The 22341-nt window shown below is 38.5% G+C and carries 20 protein-coding genes; 3 read left to right on the forward strand and 17 right to left on the reverse strand.

Annotated elements, in window-relative coordinates; genetic code table 11:
• Positions 1-17: 17 nt before the first annotated feature.
• The 10 genes from L323_RS21865 to L323_RS21910 form a co-directional block, all read right to left on the reverse strand.
• Complete coding sequence (locus L323_RS21865) at positions 18-1631, reverse strand: mannitol dehydrogenase family protein (protein WP_020813773.1); 1614 nt, start codon at positions 1629-1631, stop codon at positions 18-20.
• Between the two features lie 352 nt (positions 1632-1983).
• Entirely contained in the window at positions 1984-3159 is a 1176-nt protein-coding gene (locus L323_RS21870) for an NAD(P)-dependent malic enzyme (RefSeq protein WP_020813774.1), read from the reverse strand.
• Positions 3160-3348: 189 nt separating this feature from the next.
• Positions 3349-4281, reverse strand: a complete 933-nt coding sequence (locus L323_RS21875; RefSeq protein ID WP_020813775.1) for an L-lactate dehydrogenase — start codon at positions 4279-4281, stop codon at positions 3349-3351.
• Between the two features lie 231 nt (positions 4282-4512).
• The gene (locus L323_RS21880) at positions 4513-5280 is read right to left on the reverse strand and encodes a type III pantothenate kinase (RefSeq protein ID WP_020813776.1); all 768 of its coding nucleotides are present in this window, start codon (positions 5278-5280) and stop codon (positions 4513-4515) included.
• A gap of 21 nt (positions 5281-5301) precedes the next feature.
• The gene (locus L323_RS21885) at positions 5302-5793 is read right to left on the reverse strand and encodes a hypothetical protein (RefSeq protein ID WP_020813777.1); all 492 of its coding nucleotides are present in this window, start codon (positions 5791-5793) and stop codon (positions 5302-5304) included.
• Positions 5794-5826: 33 nt separating this feature from the next.
• Positions 5827-6807: a biotin--[acetyl-CoA-carboxylase] ligase gene (locus L323_RS21890; RefSeq protein WP_020813778.1), complete on the reverse strand. Its 981-nt coding sequence runs from the start codon at positions 6805-6807 to the stop codon at positions 5827-5829.
• Positions 6808-6820: 13 nt separating this feature from the next.
• Entirely contained in the window at positions 6821-7447 is a 627-nt protein-coding gene (locus L323_RS21895) for a hypothetical protein (protein WP_020813779.1), read from the reverse strand.
• A gap of 151 nt (positions 7448-7598) precedes the next feature.
• The gene (cphA, locus tag L323_RS21900; RefSeq protein ID WP_020813780.1) at positions 7599-10280 is read right to left on the reverse strand and encodes a cyanophycin synthetase; all 2682 of its coding nucleotides are present in this window, start codon (positions 10278-10280) and stop codon (positions 7599-7601) included.
• 36 nt (positions 10281-10316) lie between these two features.
• The gene (locus L323_RS21905; RefSeq protein ID WP_020813781.1) at positions 10317-11141 is read right to left on the reverse strand and encodes a cyanophycinase; all 825 of its coding nucleotides are present in this window, start codon (positions 11139-11141) and stop codon (positions 10317-10319) included.
• A 41-nt stretch (positions 11142-11182) separates the two neighbouring features.
• Positions 11183-11449, reverse strand: coding sequence for a hypothetical protein (locus L323_RS21910; protein WP_020813782.1), 267 nt, complete (start codon positions 11447-11449; stop codon positions 11183-11185).
• 179 nt (positions 11450-11628) lie between these two features.
• Between L323_RS21910 and L323_RS21915 the strand changes: the two genes are divergently transcribed.
• Together L323_RS21915 and L323_RS21920 are read left to right on the forward strand one after the other, a co-directional pair.
• Positions 11629-12618: a M15 family metallopeptidase gene (locus L323_RS21915; RefSeq protein ID WP_020813783.1), complete on the forward strand. Its 990-nt coding sequence runs from the start codon at positions 11629-11631 to the stop codon at positions 12616-12618.
• 111 nt (positions 12619-12729) lie between these two features.
• Positions 12730-13275: a cysteine hydrolase family protein gene (locus L323_RS21920; RefSeq protein WP_020813784.1), complete on the forward strand. Its 546-nt coding sequence runs from the start codon at positions 12730-12732 to the stop codon at positions 13273-13275.
• Positions 13276-13349: 74 nt separating this feature from the next.
• On the opposite strand, the gene leuB is transcribed toward L323_RS21920, so the two are convergent.
• The 7 genes from leuB to L323_RS21955 form a co-directional block, all read right to left on the reverse strand.
• Entirely contained in the window at positions 13350-14420 is a 1071-nt protein-coding gene (leuB, locus tag L323_RS21925) for a 3-isopropylmalate dehydrogenase (protein WP_020813785.1), read from the reverse strand.
• Positions 14421-14446: 26 nt separating this feature from the next.
• Positions 14447-14935 (reverse strand): 3-isopropylmalate dehydratase small subunit, encoded by a 489-nt coding sequence (leuD, locus tag L323_RS21930; protein ID WP_020813786.1) that lies wholly within the window; start codon positions 14933-14935, stop codon positions 14447-14449.
• A 77-nt stretch (positions 14936-15012) separates the two neighbouring features.
• Positions 15013-16272 carry a 3-isopropylmalate dehydratase large subunit gene (gene leuC / locus L323_RS21935; RefSeq protein WP_020813787.1) on the reverse strand — a complete coding sequence of 420 codons (1260 nt, stop codon included), beginning with the start codon at positions 16270-16272 and terminating at the stop codon, positions 15013-15015.
• 143 nt (positions 16273-16415) lie between these two features.
• A complete protein-coding gene (locus L323_RS21940; RefSeq protein ID WP_020813788.1) occupies positions 16416-17318 on the reverse strand; it encodes an AraC family transcriptional regulator in 903 nt (300 codons plus the stop codon).
• Between the two features lie 55 nt (positions 17319-17373).
• Positions 17374-18687 carry a DEAD/DEAH box helicase gene (locus L323_RS21945; RefSeq protein WP_020813789.1) on the reverse strand — a complete coding sequence of 438 codons (1314 nt, stop codon included), beginning with the start codon at positions 18685-18687 and terminating at the stop codon, positions 17374-17376.
• Between the two features lie 25 nt (positions 18688-18712).
• Positions 18713-20644, reverse strand: a complete 1932-nt coding sequence (locus L323_RS21950) for an ABC-F family ATP-binding cassette domain-containing protein (RefSeq protein ID WP_020813790.1) — start codon at positions 20642-20644, stop codon at positions 18713-18715.
• Between the two features lie 95 nt (positions 20645-20739).
• Positions 20740-21609: a radical SAM/SPASM domain-containing protein gene (locus tag L323_RS21955; protein ID WP_020813791.1), complete on the reverse strand. Its 870-nt coding sequence runs from the start codon at positions 21607-21609 to the stop codon at positions 20740-20742.
• Positions 21610-21774: 165 nt separating this feature from the next.
• Here L323_RS21955 and L323_RS21960 point away from each other — a divergent pair, with 165 nt between their 5' ends.
• Complete coding sequence (locus L323_RS21960) at positions 21775-22314, forward strand: glutathione peroxidase (RefSeq protein ID WP_020813792.1); 540 nt, start codon at positions 21775-21777, stop codon at positions 22312-22314.
• Positions 22315-22341 lie beyond the last annotated feature (27 nt).

Genomic DNA, 22341 nt, shown 5'->3' on the forward strand with positions numbered 1-22341 from the left:
CTCCTTAATACTCCGTTTTATTTTACATACTTTTCTAATACGTTTTTAACTGCATCTTTGCCTGCAATAAATTCCTTGAAATATCCTTCAATTTTTTCACCCAGGCCTACATCATACAGATTCACTCCGAAAATTTTATCATTTGATAACAAAGGCTTTAACTGCTCTCCAACTGTATCGGCCTTTCCCAGCTCAATGCCTTCAAGATACGTTTTTAACTGATCTAGCATCGGATCAGGACTTAGCTCCATTACATTTCCGTTATCGTCTATACCCATTAGATATCTGCACCAGCCTGCAATTACAAGGGGGATATATGTTAAGCTTTTTACATCGTATGTGGGATGGCTAACATATGTCTTTATTGTTTCACCAAAACGAACCGGTATTTTTTGCGATGTATCGCAAGCGATTCTTTGTGGTGTATCAGGGATATACGGATTAGGAAAACGCTGATTTATTACTTCGTCTATAAAAGCCTGAGGCTCAATGATTCCGGGGTTAATAACTACAGGCATTCCCTCTTTATAGCCTATATTTTCTACCAGCTTTCTCAACTGTGGGTTCTTCATTTCATCAGCTATCAGTGTATATCCCAAAAGGCATCCGAATACGGCAAGTGCAGTGTGCAGAGGATTTAAGCATGTTGTAACCTTCATTCTCTCTACATTTTCAACTGTACTTTTGTCTGTGAAATACACTCCAGCATCCTCAAGAGGCATTCTGCCATTGGGGAATTGGTCTTCAATTACCAGATACTGCGGTTTCTCAGCATTTACAAACTGTGAAATATATGTATTCTTGTTTGTACGAATAATTTCAGTGTCTTCAAGTCCTATTTCCACTAAAGCCTTGTTTACTGTTTCAGAAGGCCTCGGAGTAATTTTATCAATCATTGAACATGGGAACGAAACCTTTGAAGGGTTATTGATATATTCAAAAAATCCCTTTTCAACTATTCCATTATCAACCCATTTTTGAATAAGTGTCTGGATAGATTTTCTAAGAAGATCTCCGTTATGCGAACAATTATCCATACTTACCATTGCAACCGGAAATGCTCCTGCCAAGAATCTGCCGTAAAGCAATGACGCTGTTTTTGCAATGAGACTTTTTGGATCCTTGAATCCATGCTCCATGTCGTGTACTACATCAGGCAGGAATTCATTTGACATTCCTGTCAGTGAATAGCCCTTTTCTGTAACTGTGAAGCTGGCTATCTGCAAAGACGGCTTACGGAAAATTTCCTGTAACCTCTCCCAATCCTCAGTTCTGGCTGTATCTCCCACCAAGCTTTCGAAAACACTACCAATAATTTTCTTCTCCAGACTTCCATCGGGATTAAGGTGAACCAATAAACTGAGATTATCAAAAGGTTTGTATACTTTATCAATAATTTCATAATCAAAGGTTTCCGCAACAATTATTCCTGAATCCGCTTTTCCCGAATTCAGAAGATTTTGCTGCAATGCTGCTATAAATCCTCTGAATATATTACCGGCACCAAAATGAACCCATCTAGGCTCTTCTTTGGTCTTTCTCAGCATCTCGTCATAATCAAATTTAGGCACTTCTACTTGGTTTGCTTCCCACGCACTATAATCCTTTATTCCATTTCTATTTAATTTCATGTTGTATTTCCACCCCCGCAAAGTATAAAATTATTTAATATTTTCGGTGCATTAAAGCAGTTTATTAGCAGGCAAAAAAACATTAATAAAATATCCCAAACAGAACTTTGGCTAAAAATTCGTCAGGGATAATATTTAACTTTAGGTTATTGCCATATTTAAAAAATGCTATCAACATCTTCGTCATCATTATAGGTAATATACCTTTTTCAATCAATATTCACTTTTAATCAGACCATATAATTTTTAATTAAATAAGTAAAATAAATAGCGGGAAGCATTGTATTTCCCACCGTTATATAAAAAAGGCTGCCTTATTAAAAAGGCAGCCTTTTTGTTTTCATGTACAAAATTACTTTCTAGCTACACCTGATTTTCTAGCTGCTTCAGCAACTGCTGCTGAAACTTCTTTTGCAACTCTTGGATCAAATGGAGCTGGAATTACATACTCTGCATTTCTTTCTTCATCGCTAACAAGTCCAGCGATTGCATATGCAGCAGCTATCTTCATTTCATCATTTATTTCACGAGCTCCTACATCAAAAGTACCTCTGAAGATACCAGGGAATGCAAGAACGTTATTAACCTGATTTGGATAGTCTGAACGACCTGTTCCAACAACAGCAGCACCTGCTTCAAGAGCTTCTTCAGGCATAATTTCAGGAGTTGGGTTAGCTTGAGCAAATATTATTGGATCTTTTGCCATAGACTTAACCATATCCTTTGTTACAGTTCCTGCTGCTGAAACTCCTATAAATACGTCTGCTCCAACCATAACATCCTTTAATAAGCCTCTCTTGCCTTCGAGGTTAGTGATTTTAGCCATTTCAGCTTTAATTGGGTTGAGGTTATCTCTGCCTTCATATATAACACCCTTTGTATCACAGAGAACAACTTTTCTTAAGCCCATTGAGAAAAGAAGCTTTGTAATAGCTATAGCCGCAGCACCCGCTCCGTTTACAACTATTGAGATATCTTCCATCTTCTTACCAACAACTTTTAATGCATTGATAAGACCTGCAGCAGTAACAATAGCTGTTCCATGCTGGTCATCGTGGAATATAGGAATATCTGTTTCCTTCTTTAATCTTTCTTCTATTTCAAAGCATCTTGGAGCAGCTATATCTTCAAGATTTACGCCGCCGAAGCTTCCTGCAAGCAATTTAACAGTTTCAACTATAGTGTCAACATCTTTTGACTTTATACAAAGAGGGAATGCATCAACATCACCAAAAGTTTTGAACAAACAGCATTTACCTTCCATAACAGGCATACCTGCTTCTGGTCCGATATCTCCTAAGCCAAGTACAGCTGTGCCGTCAGTGATAACTGCTACAAGATTGTGTCTTCTAGTATATTTGTATGAGTTCTCAACGTCTTTCTGAATTTCGAGACATGGTTGAGCTACTCCTGGTGAATAAGCTAATGAAAGATCTCTTTTATCCTTTAAAGGAGCCTTACATACAACTTCTATTTTTCCCTGCCACTCTTCGTGGGCTTTAAGTGAATCCTCATAAATGGTACCCATTTGATATTCCTCCAAACGTTTAATAGTAAATATGCTGGTTTTTTCTTAATGCAAGAAACAAATAAACGATACTTCTATCGAAAGGATTAAGTATGTTTATTTGTTCCTCTTAATTTTACACTATTGTGAAATCTTTCACAACCTATTTTTGATTCTTTTTATTAAAGATACTTATTTGGTTTTAAAAACTTATATATCTTTAATTTCGTCAATAACTGCTCTAACCTGTTCAGCTGAATGTTTCAGAAGTTGTAATTCTGCATCTGAAATGTTCAATTCGAGAACTTTTTCAGCTCCGTTACCGCCAACTATTGTAGGCACGTTCACTAAAACATCCTTTAATCCGTATTGTCCGTCAAGAACAGTACCAACAGGCATGATAGTATTGAAGTCCTTCAAAATTGATTCAACTATTCTGTTGATTGAAAGAGCTATACCGTAGTAAGTTGCTCCCTTATTCTTTATAATAGTTGCTCCTGCTACCTTAACTTCACTGAAAAGAGCATCCTTATCAATGTTTAAGCCATTAATTTTAACATATTCATCAAATGGTATGCCTGCAATATTAGTTGCACTCCACAATGGTAACTGAGAATCACCATGTTCACCAACTATATAACCGTGGACGTTGGCAATGTCTACATCCAATGCTTGGCTGATGTGAGTTCTTAATCTAGCACTGTCAAGCACTGTACCTGATCCTATAACTTTGTTTGCTGGTAATCCTGACCACTTCTGAGTCATGTACGCTAATACGTCAACAGGATTTGATACACTTACTATTACACCTGTATTGTAGTGCTTCATAAGTTCAGTAACGATGCTCTTCATTATCATAGTATTTTTCTTTGCAAGATCCAAACGTGTTTCGCCTGGCTTTCTTGCTGCACCTGCAGTTACAACTATAACATCGCAATCCTTAACATCTGAATAGTCACCGGAATAAACTGTCATATTTCCTGCAAATGATAAGCCATGGCTGATATCAAGAGCTTCGCCATAAGCCTTCTCTTTATTTACATCAATTAATACCAATTCAGAAACCAAGTTGTTTATAGACATCGCATACGCAGCTGATGCTCCAACAAATCCTGCTCCTATGATCGCAACTTTAAAACCCATTAAAATCCCTCCATATTTTTCACAATTGCTATTAGCGTAACACAATATGTTTTAATATACAAACATAATTTTCCCTTTTTTTTTAGATTTCTATTCCAATTAATCACGAATTTTTAAGAATACATCATTTATTGTGGCCAAATCAAGCATTTTTAAACCTAATTACTCTATTTGTATACAAAATAATGTTTTTAACAAAAAAAGACACCCTAAAATGTCTTTTTTTGTTTTTTATATATTTCTTTCGTATATTAATCTAAGGCCTTCTAAAGTAAGAGTGGGATTAACGTCATTTATGGTCATTGATTCCCCGGCTATAAGTCTTGAAAGACCTCCTGTTGCAATAACCCGAATGTTATCCTCCCGCATTTCTTTTTTAATTCTATTAACAATATAATCAACCTGACCTACATAACCGTAAAAAACTCCTGACTGCATACTTGAAACCGTATTCTTTCCGATAACGCTTTCAGGTTTTACCAAATCAATTCTTGGCAACTTTGCAGCCTTTTGATACAATGCCTCCGCACTTATCTTCATACCCGGACATATGACACCGCCCAGATATTCGCCCTTTTCCGATATTGCACAGAAAGTAGTAGCTGTACCCATATCAACAATAATAAGGGGGCCGCCGTATAGTTCAAAACCGGCTACGGCATTTACTATCCTATCGGCACCAACTTCCTTGGGATTCTGGTACCTGATATTTATTCCCGTTTTTGTACCGGGGCCTATAATCATGGGTTGAATATTTATATATTTTTTTATGGCGTGTTCCAACGTATACATAATGGGTGGTACTACGGATGCAACAACCACTGCCTCAACCTTATCTACTGAAAGCTCCTCATGGTTAAACAATCCAAGTATCATCATTCCCAGTTCATCCGATGTCCGTTCTTTATTTGTGCCAAGTCTCCAACTTGCAAGCAATTTTTTTCCTTCAAATACACCCAGAACAGTATGTGTATTCCCTACATCCACTACTAAAACCATATTACCTCCAGATAACAAGGCCTAAACTCCAAGCCTCATACTCCTTATCTCTTTTAACTCAAGGTCTATTTCTTTTTGTATCCTTATTATATCATTAGCAATATCCTCTACAGTTTCCTCAGCACGGGGTTTGATAGCAGGTCTCTGGAAATGTTGTTTGTATGGCTCTCTATTTTCTCTGCCTTGAAAATTCTCCCGGTGGTAATTCCTCTGGTGGTTATTTTCTCTGTGCTGAGTATCTTTCGAAGCTGATGATTCCCTGCTTGTATTATCTTTTTGGTTATTTTCCCTGGGGGTAAAGTCCCTTTTTTGCGGATTGTTTTCCCTGGGCTGGTAACCTTCTTTTTGCTGGTCTCTGGGAGGTCTGGTACTTCTGACATGACTTTCCTTGTGATGTGTCTCTCCGTCCTTCTGATATACCTTTTGTTGCGGTGCAGGTTGAGTTGTCTGCTGCCCGGCCTGTCCGTCATCCCCTACATAATTTTTTCTCGGGTATTCATTCTTCTTAACCACTGATAAAATCCTCCTTGCCATATTTGCTAAGCACTATGTATATCCCAGCAAGCCCCTAACCTGAATCTCACCTGCTGATATTTCTCTTGTCACTCCATCATTACATTGTACAATAAGTCTTCCGTCAGATGCAACGGATTGGGCCGTTCCAATATATTCTACATCTCTGTAAGCAACCTTTACTTCTTTGCCTATAGTGACCGAATATTCTGTCCACCTATCTATTATCTCTTTGTTTTTTCCAAGTAGCACGCTTTTATATATTTTTTCAAAATTGGTCAGAATACCGCCAAGCAAGTTCGACCTTGATACGGTCTTACCTCCGAACATTTTTAATGAAATCGCCCTTTGCCTTATCTCATAATCAAAATGCTCAGAATCCTGATTTGCATTTATTCCTATACCAACAACCACATAATTAACATGGCCCGGCTCGGCACTTAACTCCGTGAGAATGCCGCCTAGTTTTCTTCCATCTATTATTATATCATTAGGCCATTTTATTCCGCAAACTATTCCCAGAGTTTCCTTAATGGCCTCAACTACTGCAACTGATGCCGCAAGAGTTATTACCTGTATATTTTCAGGTTCCATTTCCGGCCTTAAAACTATGGAGAACCATATTCCTTCTGATGTATCAGACTGCCATTGCCTTCCTATCCTACCCCGACCCGTTGTCTGCCTGTCCGCTACAACAACCGTTCCATGAGCACAGCCTTCGTTTGCAATTTTTTTTGCATAACTATTTGTTGAATCTATTTCCTCAAAGTGCTGTATATCAGCTCCTATCAACTGTCCCTGCGGAATATTAATTTCCCTCTTGTCCAGTATATCTGGTGCTTTAAGAAATCTATATCCTTTTTTTGATGATGACTCTATAATATACCCGTCTTTTCTCAATTCATTTATATGTTTCCAAACTGCAGTTCTGGAGACGTTCAAAGCTTTACTGATATCTTCGCCTGATATATATTTATATCCTTCTTTTAATATTTTTAAAATCTGATTTTTCACATGAAACCTCTGTCTAAAATATTTTGTTTAATTCAGGCATTCTTATGCAATAGATTTCCCCAGACTCGGTTGTAAATACAGCTTTTCCACCGTCACTGCTTTTTATCGTATTAACTTTACCCATTTCTTCAAGCCTGCTGAAAAAACTGTATAAAAGATAGTCGTCAAATTTATCGTACTGTTCTCTGAAATTATTTATTATATTATTTATGTACAGGGTTTCGGAATTTTCATAAATAACAGGTAAATCCATGCACCTGTCAAGTCTGGCCGCCTCTCCCGCCAATATAGTAGAGGTAATAAGACATTCCGGTTTACGGTAAGTACCGAAAATATATTTCTCCAACGGAATTACTGATTTATTATATAATTCAAGGTTCTCAGGCTTTTCTTTTATAGTTTCGTAAACAAATCTGTCTGCAACGTAACATTTGTCACTTCTAACATTTATCTTTATACAGGTAAGAGATTCCGAATTATATGAATTCATGTCATCCCTTGGGTTTATAAGACCTGCAAAACACTGCTGTATGTCCCCCTCAATCATTACTTCCTTATCAAAGAAAGCAGACAGTTTCAGACCGCAGTCGAGTATATCCGATACTTTATCAGAGTTCACATAATAATAAACCTCAGGCATTTTATCCTCCATATAATAAACGAAAAGATCAATCCATTATTATTACATTTTTTTAAATTCTACCATATACGTTCTGTTAAGGGAAGGATATTTTATCAAATAGGGGCCGCCGCAAAACCAATTTGATTTGCTACAGCCCCTATTTAAACAACTATGACTTTGTACTGAATTGCTCCATATTTTTAATAGATGCATTTAAACTACCTTCCAGCAGTTCATTTGCATGTTCCTGCTCTTGTTTAAACCTGTTTATAACCTGAATTGCCGGATCAAATTCTTCATAGAACAATGCTATCAAATCGCCGGGTTGTGCATCGAGCATGGCTTTTTCGAGCGCCTCGGTTTCACTGTATATAATTTCTACATTTTCTCTTTTTGCTCCGGCGTTAATTATGCTCTGTTCAAATATATCCGCTACTTCTCCTCGTCTTCGTCCTCTTAAATCAATATCTTCCTTTACATAAATCTTGTGAAAGGAGTTGGCACAAAGCTCCCCAACCTCTTTTAAATTTGAATCCTGCCTGTCTCCCGGCATACCTATTATCCCTACCAGTCTTTTTGCCTTTACCCTTTGCATGAACTTTACTACAGCAGAATATCCTGCTATATTGTGGCTGTAATCTATCATAACCTTAAATGTTCCCATGTCAAAAATATTAAATCTACCGGGATTAAGCTCCGTATCAGGTTGGAACGTACTCATACCTTTTACTATAATATCCAGCGGGACATTGAGTCCGATGAGCGCTGATATGGCAGCAAGAGAGTTTTCTATATTACAGTCCACTATTCCTCCGAAAGTAATAGGGATATCGTCCAAGCCTATAAGGGGAATCTTTTTGTTATTTCTTTGAATCCAAATATAACTGTCCCTTACATATACAGATATATTTTTAGGGTTTTTGCAATGCCTTTTAAATAAAGGGTTTGATACACCTCTGCTGAACATTATGACATTGCTGCGAGTCCTCTCCAATATATAAGGTGTCATCCCGTCATCAGCATTTAATACCGCATATCCGTCATGCTTTACAGCTTCTACCACAAGAGCCTTTGTTTTTGCAAGATCCTCAATTGTATTTATTCCGTCTATTCCAAGATGGTCGTCACTTATATTAATAAGAACTCCTACGTCAGCCAGATCATACCCCAATCCCCTACGGACTATTCCGCCTCTGGCCGTTTCCAGAACCGCTATATCAACTTCCTTGTTTGCCAATATGACTTCTGCACTGACAGGGCCGGTATTATCGCCCTTTTGCACACATTTATCGCCTATATAAATGCCGCTTGTGGAGGTCATACCTACATTGTATCCCATAAGTGAAAGGGTATGTCTTATGAGTCTTGTTGTAGTGGTTTTGCCGTTTGTACCTGTAACCGCGGCAACAGGTATGCTGACCGGTTTATTTTGCGGATACATCATATCAAGTATAGCATCAGCAACATTTACCGACTCACCCTCACTTGGGTGAAGATGCATCCTCAGTCCCGGCGCCGCATTTACTTCTATAATTGCACCCCGGTTGTTATCAATAGGGATTGAAATATCCTGAGCAGAAAAATCTACCCCTGCAATATCAAGTCCCATGGCTTTTACAGCAGCCAATGCGTACTGTGCGTTCTTGGGATGAATTTCTCTTGTACAGTTTTTGGCTGTTCCTCCTGTACTAAGATTTCCGTTCTGCCTGAGATTAACTGTCTGTCCGGGTTCTAAAATGGTGTCAGGAGAATATCCTTGAGTTTTAAGATAATTTAATGATATATCGTCGAGTTTAATAAGGGTCAACGGTTTTTCATGATCTTCGCCCCTTAGAGGATTAGCGTTTTCATATTCTACAAGCTGTGCTATAGTACTCATTCCATCCCCGGTGACACGGGGAGGCCTGCGTTCAGCAACAGCACAGACCTTTTCTCCTACTACAAGCACCCGGTAATCCTTGCCGCATACATATTTTTCAACTATAACTTTTTTCGAATATTTTCGTGCTTCTGTAAAAGCCACCCTGATTTTATCCTCAGAACAGATATTTACAGTAACTCCTTTTCCCTGATTGGAATCTATCGGCTTAATTACAAGAGGATAGCCTACCTTTGCAGCAGCCTCAAAGGCTTCCTGTTCGGTTCTTACAACAACTCCGTATGGAACCGGTATGTTATTATCCATTAAAAGTTTTTTTGTCATCTGTTTATCTGATGCAATATCTACCGCTATACAGCTTGACCCATCCGTAAGTGATGCTTGAATTACCCTTGTGTACTTTCCGTAGCCCAACCTAAGAATACTTCCGTCGCCGATTCTTGTTACGGGTATTCCTCTTCTTTTTGCAGCCAGATAAATAGCTTTTGTACTGGGGCCCATGTCGGTATCTGAGGATATATATTTTAATTCCTTCATTATTTTTTCTAAATCTATGGGATTACCTTCAGCAAAGGCTTCCACTATTTCAATTGCCTTTCTGCCGCATTCAACGGCAAAAGCCTCATTGCTGTATTCATAAATTATATAATATTTAGATGTATTACCTATTTGTCTGGTTTTACCATATTTTACATAGTAACCAAACCTGTTTTGTATTGCTATTATCAAATGTTCAGCTACATGTCCGATGTATGTTCCTTCAATAAGCCTTTCACCGAATCCTCCTACATACCCCACTCCGCAGGTGTGTTCTGCTATTTCAGGGAAAAATTCGAGAAGTTTTTTATTGAATCCAGGTATATCCTTGGTAGGGCCCTCTTCGTACTTTCCTATATCCACTACCATACGGATTACCGGCTGGTGACTGTATATATTCCTTCCTTTAAAGCAATAAATGCTTTGAATCTGCACCTTGAAAAACCTCCTGATAAGTTGAAATTACAACATTTAATTGTGTTTGTTTTCTTTAGGCCTTATTATTTTTCTCTGACTGATATCATATCCGTATCCACCGGGTAATATGTGTATGGTTACATTTGACAATGCAATTATTTCTTCTGATTTCAGCTCTGAAACATTTGACTCCTGAATAGTATTTCCATCGATTACCGTAACACAATTTGTCCCTATTACCTCAAAGGATGCATTTGAATATACCTTTATTGAAGTATCCTCATCTATACCGATACCGAGAACTGAAGGGTTTTGGGCAACCCCTATCAAAAGTCTGCCTAGTCTTCCCCTTTGCTCAAAGTGCTGATCTATTATAACCTGATCTATAAATCCAAGTCCGGGAGACATCCCGAGGGTACATTTTCTTGCAGCTGAATTTCCATTACCGTCAACTATCATAACACTGCTCATTACCGAAGCACCTGCACTTGTTCCTATAATAGGTATTCCCTTTTTATACATATCCATAAGAACCTTGGCAGTCTTTGTACCGCCTAATATGCTTGTAATCCTCAGCTGGTCGCCTCCTGTAAAAAAAACCCCTGCAGCACCTGATATTTTTTGGGCCACAGAGTCGCTGTTTGCATCTGTTCTGCTGTCTACATTTAAAACGTCTATGGATTTTACTCCAAGTCTTGAAAAAACAGTCCTATATTCCTTGCCAACTTCCTCCGGTTTTTGTGTAGCTGTTGTCAAAACCATGATTTTTGATTCCGGTCCTCCGCACATCTCAATGGCATGCTTGAGTACCTTACTCTGGCCCCATTTATCTTCAGCCCCTCCTATTATCAGCAGGTTGCCGTTAACCAAGTCTTCCATGTTTTCCTCCAAATATATTAAAGGTATATTATTAATTAAATTTAAAATCCAAAATAGCTCATGGTTGTAGCCAAAAGTCTGTTACTAAAAGCTAGTCCTGCTCCCATGAGTATAATTGAGGCTGCAACAAGCATGACTCCGACTCTGCTTTTCTCATCTTTAGCGACAAGAATCCCCGAAATCACTCCTACCATTCCGAAAACAAACGGATAAATGAAAAGTGATAACACGGCGGAAATCCAACCTCCTAATAAAATAAAACCTTTCCTGAAATCTACATTATGTTGTGATATTTCGTGAACACTCATAATCCTCACTGCCTCCATAAGCCATTTTTTCAGCTGTTTATAGTTAATTCATAGCCTATTATTTGCAAAATGTAACTTTACTATTCATTTAACTAATAAATACAAATAAAAGCATTTTATTATTATTTGAAGCTGATTTTTAGCATATAATAATAATTGTTAAAAAATAGGAGGCTACAATGAAAAAGTTCCTTATGTTCGCAGTGCTTGTATCAGTGTTGGTTTTTTGCAATCCCATTACTGTGTCGGAAATAAAACTGAATTGGGCAAAAGATTCTAACCAAGCAGGACAGGCAGAGTCAGTCCTTTCACCAACAGTTTTATATATCTCGAAAAACACAAATTATTTAAAAATAATGATACTTAACAATAATTTATATATTACGGATATAAACCATAACTTTGATTTAAAAAAATTCAGTGAAGTTGCTGTTGAGTCATCTAACACAAAAGTTCTGGTTAACAAGGATACTCCCTTGGATAAGAATAATATGAATATTGACCTTGTCGATATTGATTCAAATAAAATAGTCCTTGAAAACCCGGGGCTAAAGCTGGATTTCTCCACTGCCAAGGCCTTGTATTCCATGCTTGACTCAGCCCGAAGGGACGGTGTTAAGGGGTTTGTTTTAAACAGTGCCTATAGGTCAGAGGCCTCTCAAAAAGAAATATTTGATTACAATCTCAGCATTTTTAAAAAGACCAGTAGGACCAATATGGAAGCCCTTGAAAAAACTCGTTTACTGGTAGCGATGCCCGGTTATTCCGAACATCAGACAGGTCTTGCCGTGGATTTATTCAGTATTAAGGGGCGGCATAGAAGTAATTTTGAAGGAACCAAGGAACAGATATGGCTGGACTCAAATGCCTATAAATACGGCTTTATACTAAGGTATGGCAGCAACAAGACAGCAGTTACGGGAGCTACCTATGAGCCTTGGCATTTTAGATACACAGGAATCCCTCTTAGTACATTCCTGTTTTCAAAAGACCTGTGCCTTGAAGAATTTTACGGGAAAATTTTCTCCGGCAATATTCTGGAAGGCAAAGACTGCCTGTTTATGAAGATTGACCGAAGTCAAAAGGTCTATTGGAGTGGCAGTACAAATACATCTATTGTACTGGAACCTGTAAAAAAAGACCTGCTGCTCTTAACTGCTAATTATTAACGTTGAGGTTTTCCGTGAATTCCAGATATTACCGTAATCTAATATATATATTCCTTCTCTTAGTGTATAATTACATTGCGGTTAAAATTGATTCTAAAGGAGTGTATTTTTATGAAACGAGCATTGCTGGTAATTGATGTTCAGAACGAGTATTTTACTGGAAAATTACCTGTTACATATCCTTCGGACAGCTACGGCAATATTCTAAAAGTTGTTGATACTGCAAACGATAAAAATATACCGGTTATTCTGATTCAGCATACCTCTCCCGGTGAAAATGCAGTCACGTTCAAAAAAGGAAGTAGCGAATGGGATATTCATCCTGACCTCTTACTTAGGAAATATAATTATATCGTCGAAAAATATCTACCCGGCAGCTTTACAAATACTAATCTGGAGTCCGTGCTGAAGGAACTAGACATTGATACTGTTACAATAACAGGTTATATGACTCAGATGTGCTGTGATACAACTGCAAGACAGGCAATGCATATGGGTTATTCTGTAGAATTCCTCTCAGATGCTACAGGAACACTCCAATTTTCAAATAATGCAGGAACTATTTCAGCCGAAGATCTTCATAAAGCTATTCTGGTTACACAAGCAGCAAGATTCAGTAAAGTTCTCTCTTCCGATGAATGGCTCAAAAATCTGTGAGGCTTTTAAAAAAAAGCTGTTGTAAACCATTTTAAATAGTCTGCAACAGCTTTAGGAATTGTATATATGTTTAACTACATATGCTCCCTTATGAGCTTTCCCATCTCCTTGGTACCAACAATCTTAGTACCCGGAGATGCTATGTCAGCAGTTCTGTAGCCCGTATTTAAAACATCTGCAACAGCTTTTTCAATGGCATCTGCCTCTCCGGACAAATCAAGTGAATATCTTAGCATCATAGCCAGTGAAAGTATTGTGGCAATAGGATTTGCCTTATCCTGCCCTGCAATATCCGGGGCAGACCCATGTATTGGCTCATAAAGCCCCAGCTTTGTTGAACCAAGACTGGCAGATGGCAGCATTCCGATTGAACCTGTTATCATGGAAGCCTCGTCTGATAAGATATCTCCAAATATATTACTTGTAAGTATAACGTCAAATTGAGCAGGGTTTCTTACCAGTTGCATTGCCGCATTATCAACATACATATGGCTTAAGGCAACCTCCGGGTATTCCTTTGCCACCTCTTCAACCACCTGTCTCCAGAGTCTTGAGCTTTCAAGTACATTGGCTTTATCAACGGACATAAGCTTTTTACCTCTCTTCATCGCCGTTTCAAAGCCTACTTTTGCTATTCTCTTTATTTCAGATACATTATACATTTCGGTGTCAAATGCAGCCTCTCCGCCTTCTGTATCAAGTCTGCCTCTCTTGCCGAAATATATGCCCCCGGTTAATTCACGTATAACCATAATGTCAATACCATTGCTTATTATTTCTGATTTCAGAGGGGATGCATCCTTTAAAGCATTATATATGACCGCAGGTCTCAGATTCGCGTATAATCCGAGAGCCGCCCTTATCCCCAGCAACCCCGCTTCAGGCCTCTTGTTTCCTGGTAATGTGTCCCATTTAGGGCCTCCTACTGCTCCCAGTAAAACTGCATCACTACCCTTACATGTATCCACCGTAGCTTGAGGCAGGGGCTCTCCATGCCTGTCTATAGCTATACCGCCTAAATCGGCTTCTGTAAATAAAAAGCTGTGGCCATATTTTTTACCTATCAGTTCTAAAACCTTCAAGGCTTCCGCTATTATATCCGGGCCTATTCCGTCGCCCGGAAGCACTGTTATTTTATAATTCATGTTTTCATCTCCATTCCAGCAGTCTATTAAAGTGAATTTTTAATATACTGTATCAGCCCGTCGGAAGAAATAATCTCCTGCATAAATCCAGGAAACGGCTGGCCCTGATAGCTCTTGCCTGTTGTCAGATTTTTAATCAGTCCTTTGTCAAAGTCTATCTCAACCTGATCATTATCCTTGATATCTTTAGCTGCTTCGGGACACTCTAAAATCGGTAGTCCGATATTGATAGAATTTCTATAGAATATTCTTGCAAAGGTTTCTGCTATGACGCAGGATATTCCCGATGCCTTGATTGAAATTGGTGCATGTTCTCTTGATGAACCGCAGCCAAAATTCTTTCCGGCAACCAATACATCTCCTTTTTTGACTCTCTGGGTAAATTTATCATCAAGATCCTCCATGCAATGACTGGCAAGTTCAGTAGGGTCTGATGTGTTCAAATACCGTGCAGGTATTATAACGTCTGTATCAACGTTGTTTCCGTACTTTATAACCTTACCCTTAACATTCATATCTATCTCCTTTTCCGACAACGGACAAGATACCAATCAAATATCCGTGCCTGTTTTTGTTATGTCAATCTCTCTTTTTAAATTTCATCAGGGCTGGCTATCCTGCCTGCTATGGCAGAAGCCGCAGCTACTGCCGGACTTGCAAGATAAACCTCGCTTTCGGGATGTCCCATACGTCCTACAAAGTTTCTGTTTGTAGTTGCAACTGCTCTCTCTCCCTTTGCCAGTATCCCCATATGGCCTCCAAGACATGGGCCGCAGGTAGGTGTGCTCACAGCAGCTCCCGCATCTATAAATATGTCAAACAGACCTTCATTCATAGCCTGCTTCCATATCTTTTGAGTAGCAGGAATTATAATACATCTTACATTGTCGCTGACCTTTTTCCCTTTTAAAACTTCTGCCGCTATTCTCATGTCTTCTATACGTCCGTTTGTACATGAGCCGATTACAACCTGGTCGATTTTAATATCACCCACATTATCAATAGTACGTGCATTTTCAGGAAGATGAGGAAATGCAACTGTAGGCTTTATTTCAGCAAGGTCTATTTCATAAACTTCCGAATATTCAGCATCTTCGTCAGCCTTGTATACGGTATATGATCTGATAGAATGTTCCTTTACGTACTCAACGGTTTTTTCGTCTACCTCAAATATTCCGTTTTTTGCACCGGCCTCTATAGCCATGTTTGCCATTGAGAATCTGTCGTCCATTGAAAGAGCGTTTACTCCGTCACCTGTAAACTCCATTGATTTGTAAAGTGCACCATCAACACCTATCATCCCTATGATATGAAGGATAACATCCTTTCCTCCAACCCACTTTTGAGGCTTACCTTTAAGGACGAACTTAATTGCTTCAGGAACCTTGAACCAGGCCTCTCCTGTTGCCATTCCCGCTGCCATATCTGTACTGCCTATTCCAGTTGAGAATGCCCCGAGTGCACCGTAAGTACATGTGTGGGAATCAGCCCCTATAACTACATCTCCCGGTACCACAAGACCTTTTTCAGGCAATAGTGCATGTTCAACCCCCATTTGTCCTACTTCAAAGAAGTTTACTATTTCCATTCTTTTTGAAAATTCCCTGCAAACCTTTACCTGTTCTGCGGACTTAATATCCTTATTGGGAGTAAAATGGTCAGGTACTATAGCTATTTTATTCTTATCGAATACTTTATCCAGACCGATTTTATCAAATTCCTTGATAGCTACGGGAGATGTTATATCGTTCCCCAGAACCATATCAAGTTTAGCCTTTATCAACTGCCCGGGTACTACTTTATCCATTCCCGCATGGGTTGCAAGAATCTTCTGTGTCATTGTCATTCCCATTTTTATATCCCCCTTTTGTCATATAAATATATAAATTTAAATGTTTTTTCGTAAAATAAAAGAACTCTTTTCAAGCTTTTAATATTAAAGCAATTATATAATAAGCTTAAAAAGTGTTCTTCCTGTTATTTACCGTTATTTTTTCAATTATGAATGTTTTTTGACGAATTGCGATACTGCATTGGAGTCATGTTGGTTTGTTTCTTAAACATATCATTAAATCTCTGCTGGTTGGAAAACCCTACACTAAGAGCTATTTCGCCAACCTTCTGATCTGTCTCCTGAAGCAGTTCACATGCCCGTTTGATTCTTATGTTTAACAGATATTGCATGGGACTTAGTCCTGTGTTCTCTTTGAAGGCCCTTGTGAAGTAACTCGGACTTAGAAAAACATATTTTGCAATATCCGTTATTGATATCTCCCGTTCAAAATTATTGTGAACAAACTGTATTGCAGACTGCATCAGTTCTTTTATCTTTGGGCTTTTGTTCTTTATACTGTTTTCCCATTCAGCCTTTAGGGCACGGGATATGAGTACAAACAGCTCCATCAGCATGAGATAGTTAAGCAGGTCGCTGCCCAACTGGTCATTTGTCTGTTCCTTGAGAATCCTGTTTAAAAGAACGATTATATCATTCTTCTGGCTCACTTTCAGCTTAATAAAAGAACCTGATTCCCTGCCGCTTACGAAGTTTATAAAATCCCCCAGTGATACCTCTGAAAGGGTATGCTCCGTCTGATCCATAAACTTAAAGTACAGAACTATAAAGTCACATCCGTCCTCGGAATCTACACTTAGCTTATGGCTCTGGTTTGGCTTAATTATTACAATATCATTTGAGCCTACAGAGACGTTCTGTTCTCCAATCTCAAAAACACCGCTTCCTGATTTTATATAAACCATTTCAAAGGTTTCATGTACACTTAGTCCCTTTGACCACTCAGCATCATGGTATCGTTCAATGGCTTTTACACTGGTAACCGGAATAAAGCTTGCCGATCCCAGCACACCTTCCCACGCTTTGGGAAGCGTCGTTGCTTCCATATTACCCAACTCCCTTCAACCCTAGATAGTCCACACCATTTAGGACAAGGCTTTTCTATTTTTTCGGTCTACGAAATACTTTAGTTCCATTACCCGACTTTTTCTTATCTCCAAAAGACTTTTTTCTATCAACCGGTAGGCTTTGCTTAAAATTACTGATTTTACTTTTTCCCGCACCCGCTGGACTTCCGGATTTAACCCTGTCCGGTGTCCTCTTGCTTCTTTCCTTTTTATATTCAACAATCTTTCCATTATACATGGATTTAGGAATTATCTTAATTTTGAGTTCCTTTTCAAATTTCCTCATCAACTCTATTTCTTTTTCGGTGACAATGGATATTGCCACTCCCGGCTTCCCGTTTCTACCGGTCCGGCCTGCTCTGTGAAGGTAGTCCATTGACCTTTCAGGTATATTAACATTAAAAATATGCGTTACATCTTCTATATCAAGACCTCTCGCAGCAATATCAGAAGCTATGAGAAGCTGCAGCTTTCCATTTTTGAAATCGTCCATGGTTTTCTTCCTGTCGGATTTTATGTGTGAACCATGAATACCCCCGGCTTTAAGCTTATGATATGTGAGCTTCTCTTCCGAAACAAAAATATCCTCGCTGTTAGCAAAGAATGCAATTGCTTTCTTGGGATTTATCATTCGAACAAGCTTTCTTAACACATCTACTTTTTCTCTTTGTTCGGCGACAAAATACAGGTGTTCAATCGCGTCCGGAACACCCATGTCAGATTTACTCTCTATGACAAGATGTTCCTTCATTAAAGGCATGGCACGCTCAACTGTCTTTTTTGAGATAGTTGCAGAACACATTACTATCTGCCTCTCCTTAAGAGTTGTCTTAATAACAGCCTTTATTGTATCTAAATTATAATCATCGAGGAGGCGGTCTGCTTCATCTATAATAATTGTTTTAATGGTATGTGCCGAAATCTTCTTTTTCTGAATCAATTCCAGTATTCTTCCGGCTGTTCCTACTATTATATGGGGTTTAAGCTTTAGTTTGTCTATCTGCCTCATAATATTAACATCGCCGATAATAGGAGTTGATGTGGCCTTGATTTCAGAGTTTTGTGAAAGCAGTTCTATCTGTCTTTCAACTTGTATTGCCAGTTCATGGGTCGGCACCAGTATAATTGCCTGCATTTCCTTTTTATCAACAGAGAGTTTCATGAAAAGAGGCAGCAGATATGCCAGTGTTTTTCCCGTTCCCGTAGAAGAATGAAGAATTACATCTCTGTTCTTCAATTCCTCCGGTATAGCTTTTTGCTGTATATCGGTAGGTACTGTTATGCTTTCCTTTTTTAATGCCTCCACAAGGGACTTTTCCAGCTCCATGTCCTCAAATAACTGCTCCATGCCGTTCTCCTTTACACACCGCATTTTATTTTTTCTTGTTGTTTTCTATCTTTTCAGCCAGCTCATTCAGATAAGTCCATCGTTCCATTTTCAAGTCCAGCTCCTTTTCAAGCTTCTGCTGTTTTTGAAGAAGCTCCTGAAGCTTTGTAAAATCTGTTGCAGATTTATCTATATCCTTTTTTACCTTTTCTATGTCAGACTCTAGAGTGGCTATCACATCGTCTATTTCATCAAATTCCTTCTGCTCTTTAAAAGTAAATTTGAGAGGTTTTTCCTTATTCTTTTGCCACTCTGTCTTATTTTGTGAACCGTCGTTCTTTTTATCCGGGTCAGCCGACTTTCCTGTACCATCCTGTTTTTCCCGTCCGGTTATATACTCTCTGTAATCCGAGTAGTTTCCGGCATACTTGATAATCTCTCCATCACCTTCAAACGAAAATATCCTGTTTGCCGTTCTGTCCAGAAAGTACCTGTCATGGGATACAGTTATAACTGCCCCCGGGAATTCGTCCAAATAGGCCTCCAGAATGGTAAGTGTCTGGATATCCAGATCATTTGTAGGTTCATCCAGAAGTAATATGTTTGGAGCACCCATAAGTATGCTGAGAAGATAAAGCCTCCTTTTTTCTCCACCTGAAAGCCTTGAGATAGGCGTCCACTGAACACTTGGGGGAAACAAAAATCTCTCCAACATCTGGGAGGCGCTAAGGCTTCCGTTTGCAGTCTCTATATTCTCTGCCACTGATCTGATATATTCAATAACCCTAAGGCTTTGATCCATATCTGTATTTTCCTGAGTAAAAAATCCTGTTTTTACTGTTTCGCCGATTTCGACCCTTCCCGAATCAGGTTCAATCTGTCCTGAAAGTACTTTTAAAAGTGTAGATTTGCCAATTCCATTAGGCCCTATGATTCCTATCCTGTCATCTCTTAGCAGTACATAACTGAAATCGCTGATTAGCGTCTTATCGCCATAAGATTTTTTTATATTTTCCAGTTCAATTATTTTTCTTCCGAGTCTCGCAGCTCCCACCTGAATTTCAATACTTTCATCCTGCTTGGGTCCATCTGTCTCTTTGAGCTTTTCAAACCTCTCTATTCTGGCCTTTTGCTTGGTAGAACGTGCCTGTGCACCTCTTCTGATCCATTCCAATTCATTTCTGTAAAGGTTCTGCCTTTTTCTCTCAGAAGCCTGTTCCAGCTCTTCACGTTCGGCTTTCATTTCAAGGAATCGGCTGTAGTTAGCCTGATAACTATAAAGCTTCCCGTTGTCCAGTTCTATTATCCTGTTTGCAACCCTGTCCAGAAAGTACCTGTCATGTGTAACCATCAAAAGAGCACCTTTTCTGGTATTCAGATACTTTTCAAGCCAGTCAACAGTTTCATTGTCAATATGGTTAGTAGGCTCGTCTAATATAAGCAGCTCAGTGGGATTAATTAATGCTCCTGCCATTGCGATTCTCTTTCTCTGTCCTCCCGACAAAGTTGCCACATCCGCCTCAAAACTATCGATTCCCAGTCTTGTAAGTATAGTTTTCGCTTCGCTCTCCAAAGTCCAGGCATTCATTGTATCCATCTTATGCATTAAATCCAGAAGTCTTTTTTCAAGATTTTTATCTGCCGGATTCTGACTGCTTTTTAAAAGTATATCTTCGTATTCCCTCAGCAGCACCATAACAGGGGAATGTCCGTTAAATACCTGTTGAAGCACCGTTGTGCCCGGCTCAAAAGCAGGACTTTGTTCAAGATAGCCTACTCGTATTTTGTTGGACTTTATTATATTTCCTGTATCAACAGTCTCAATACCTGCTATTACCTTTAAAAGAGTGCTTTTACCTGTTCCGTTGACGCCTATAAGCCCTATTTTATCTCCCTCTCCTATGCCCAACGATATATCATTAAATAATATTTTTTCACTATAGCTTTTTGAAATACCTTCAGCGGATAAAATATTCAACTGCCTGATTCTCCTTCGTTACTTGTTTTATCTTATGTGTTATTATACCATTTAGGAAGTACAATTGCTGTAATTTATTTGTACCCCTTTATTAATCATTTATAACGCATTGCATATCCGCATTTTTTACAAAGCTCTTCTACGGCCTTTCTTCCTGAAAAACCATCATATATTCGTAGGGCCCGTTCTGAATTTAGAATATCACTCAGAGGCTCTTTGAAAATATTACCCAAGGGGATATTCCCCTCACTGTCAAGACAGCATGGTACAACCGTCCCGTCCACTAGAATTCCAAATTGGTCCCTCAGCCCATAACAGAACACTTTTTCATCAATAATATCTCTGCTAATGTCCGGCCATTCAAAGATTTCCGACCCGCTTATAAACAGTCTGTCCTCCAGTTTTACATTTGGCTTGTTCTTAACAGCAAGCCATAAATCAAAATCGGGCTGAAAGGACTCTTCCAGTTTCCTTATAATTTCATCGTTCATGTCATTGGTTCCTTTTATTGGGCCGTTGTCCATGTTCCAAAGCCTTAGTTCACAGATAATGCCCTTCTCAACAGCCTTCTTTATAAAACTTACAGTGTTATTTATATAGCTGTCCAATAATTCATTTCCTTCATTGGCCTCAAAACTGTGAAGTGAAATACTCACCTTCCGTAATGCCTTTGAATTCAGCAACAACTCATCGCATCTGTTTAACAAGGTTCCATTTGTCGTGATGTTGACTTTAATTAAGCTGTCATAACATATTTTTAGAAAACTTTCCAGATTCGGGTTTAATAATGGTTCTCCCATAAGATGTAAATAAACATAATCACAAAACGGTTTCACTTCACGTATTATGTGCGTAAACCCCTTTATATCCATAAATCCCGGCAGCCTTCCGGAGACGGGACAAAAGCTGCATTTAAGGTTACATACATTAGTTATCTCAATATATACCTTTTTAAATTTTTTCATTGATTACCCCATATAGATTGTTATTGCTATTTTACACTAAAAACCATGTTATATGTATATAGTAAACAGTAAACAATAACAATAAATTTAAGATTGACATTGCAAATTTAATATTATATAATCTAATTGTGAACAATTTAATTTTATTCAATAGGAGGTATATACATGACACTTTATGATTTTAAGGTAAAAGATGCGCAAAAGAATGAGATTTCAATGGATTCCTATAGAGGCAAGGTTCTTCTTATTGTTAATACGGCAACAGGCTGCGGATTTACACCGCAATATGAAGCTTTGGAAAACCTGTATAGAAGATATAAGGATAAGGGCTTGGAAATTCTTGATTTTCCCTGCAACCAGTTTTTGAATCAGGCTCCCGGAACTGATGAAGAAATAGTTGAGTTTTGTCAGTTGAAATATGGAGTTTCTTTTAAAACCTTTTCAAAAATTGATGTTAACGGAAGTAATGCAGACCCTTTATATACATTTTTGAAAAAGGCAACTCCTGCTGATAAGGAGAACGAGGAGACTTCTTCCTTTATGAAAGTACTTAAAGATTTAGGCCAGAGTATTGTAGGTTCAAACATTAAATGGAACTTTACAAAGTTCTTAGTTGACCGTAATGGTAACGTTGTAGGCAGATATTCTCCAACTTACAAACCTGAGAATATGGAATCAAAAATAAAGGAACTATTAGAGAGCTAATTTCTTTGCTTGTGGCTGATTTCAATA

Source organism: Ruminiclostridium papyrosolvens C7 (assembly GCF_000421965.1).
In the GTDB taxonomy this organism is placed as follows: domain Bacteria; phylum Bacillota; class Clostridia; order Acetivibrionales; family DSM-1351; genus Ruminiclostridium; species Ruminiclostridium papyrosolvens_A.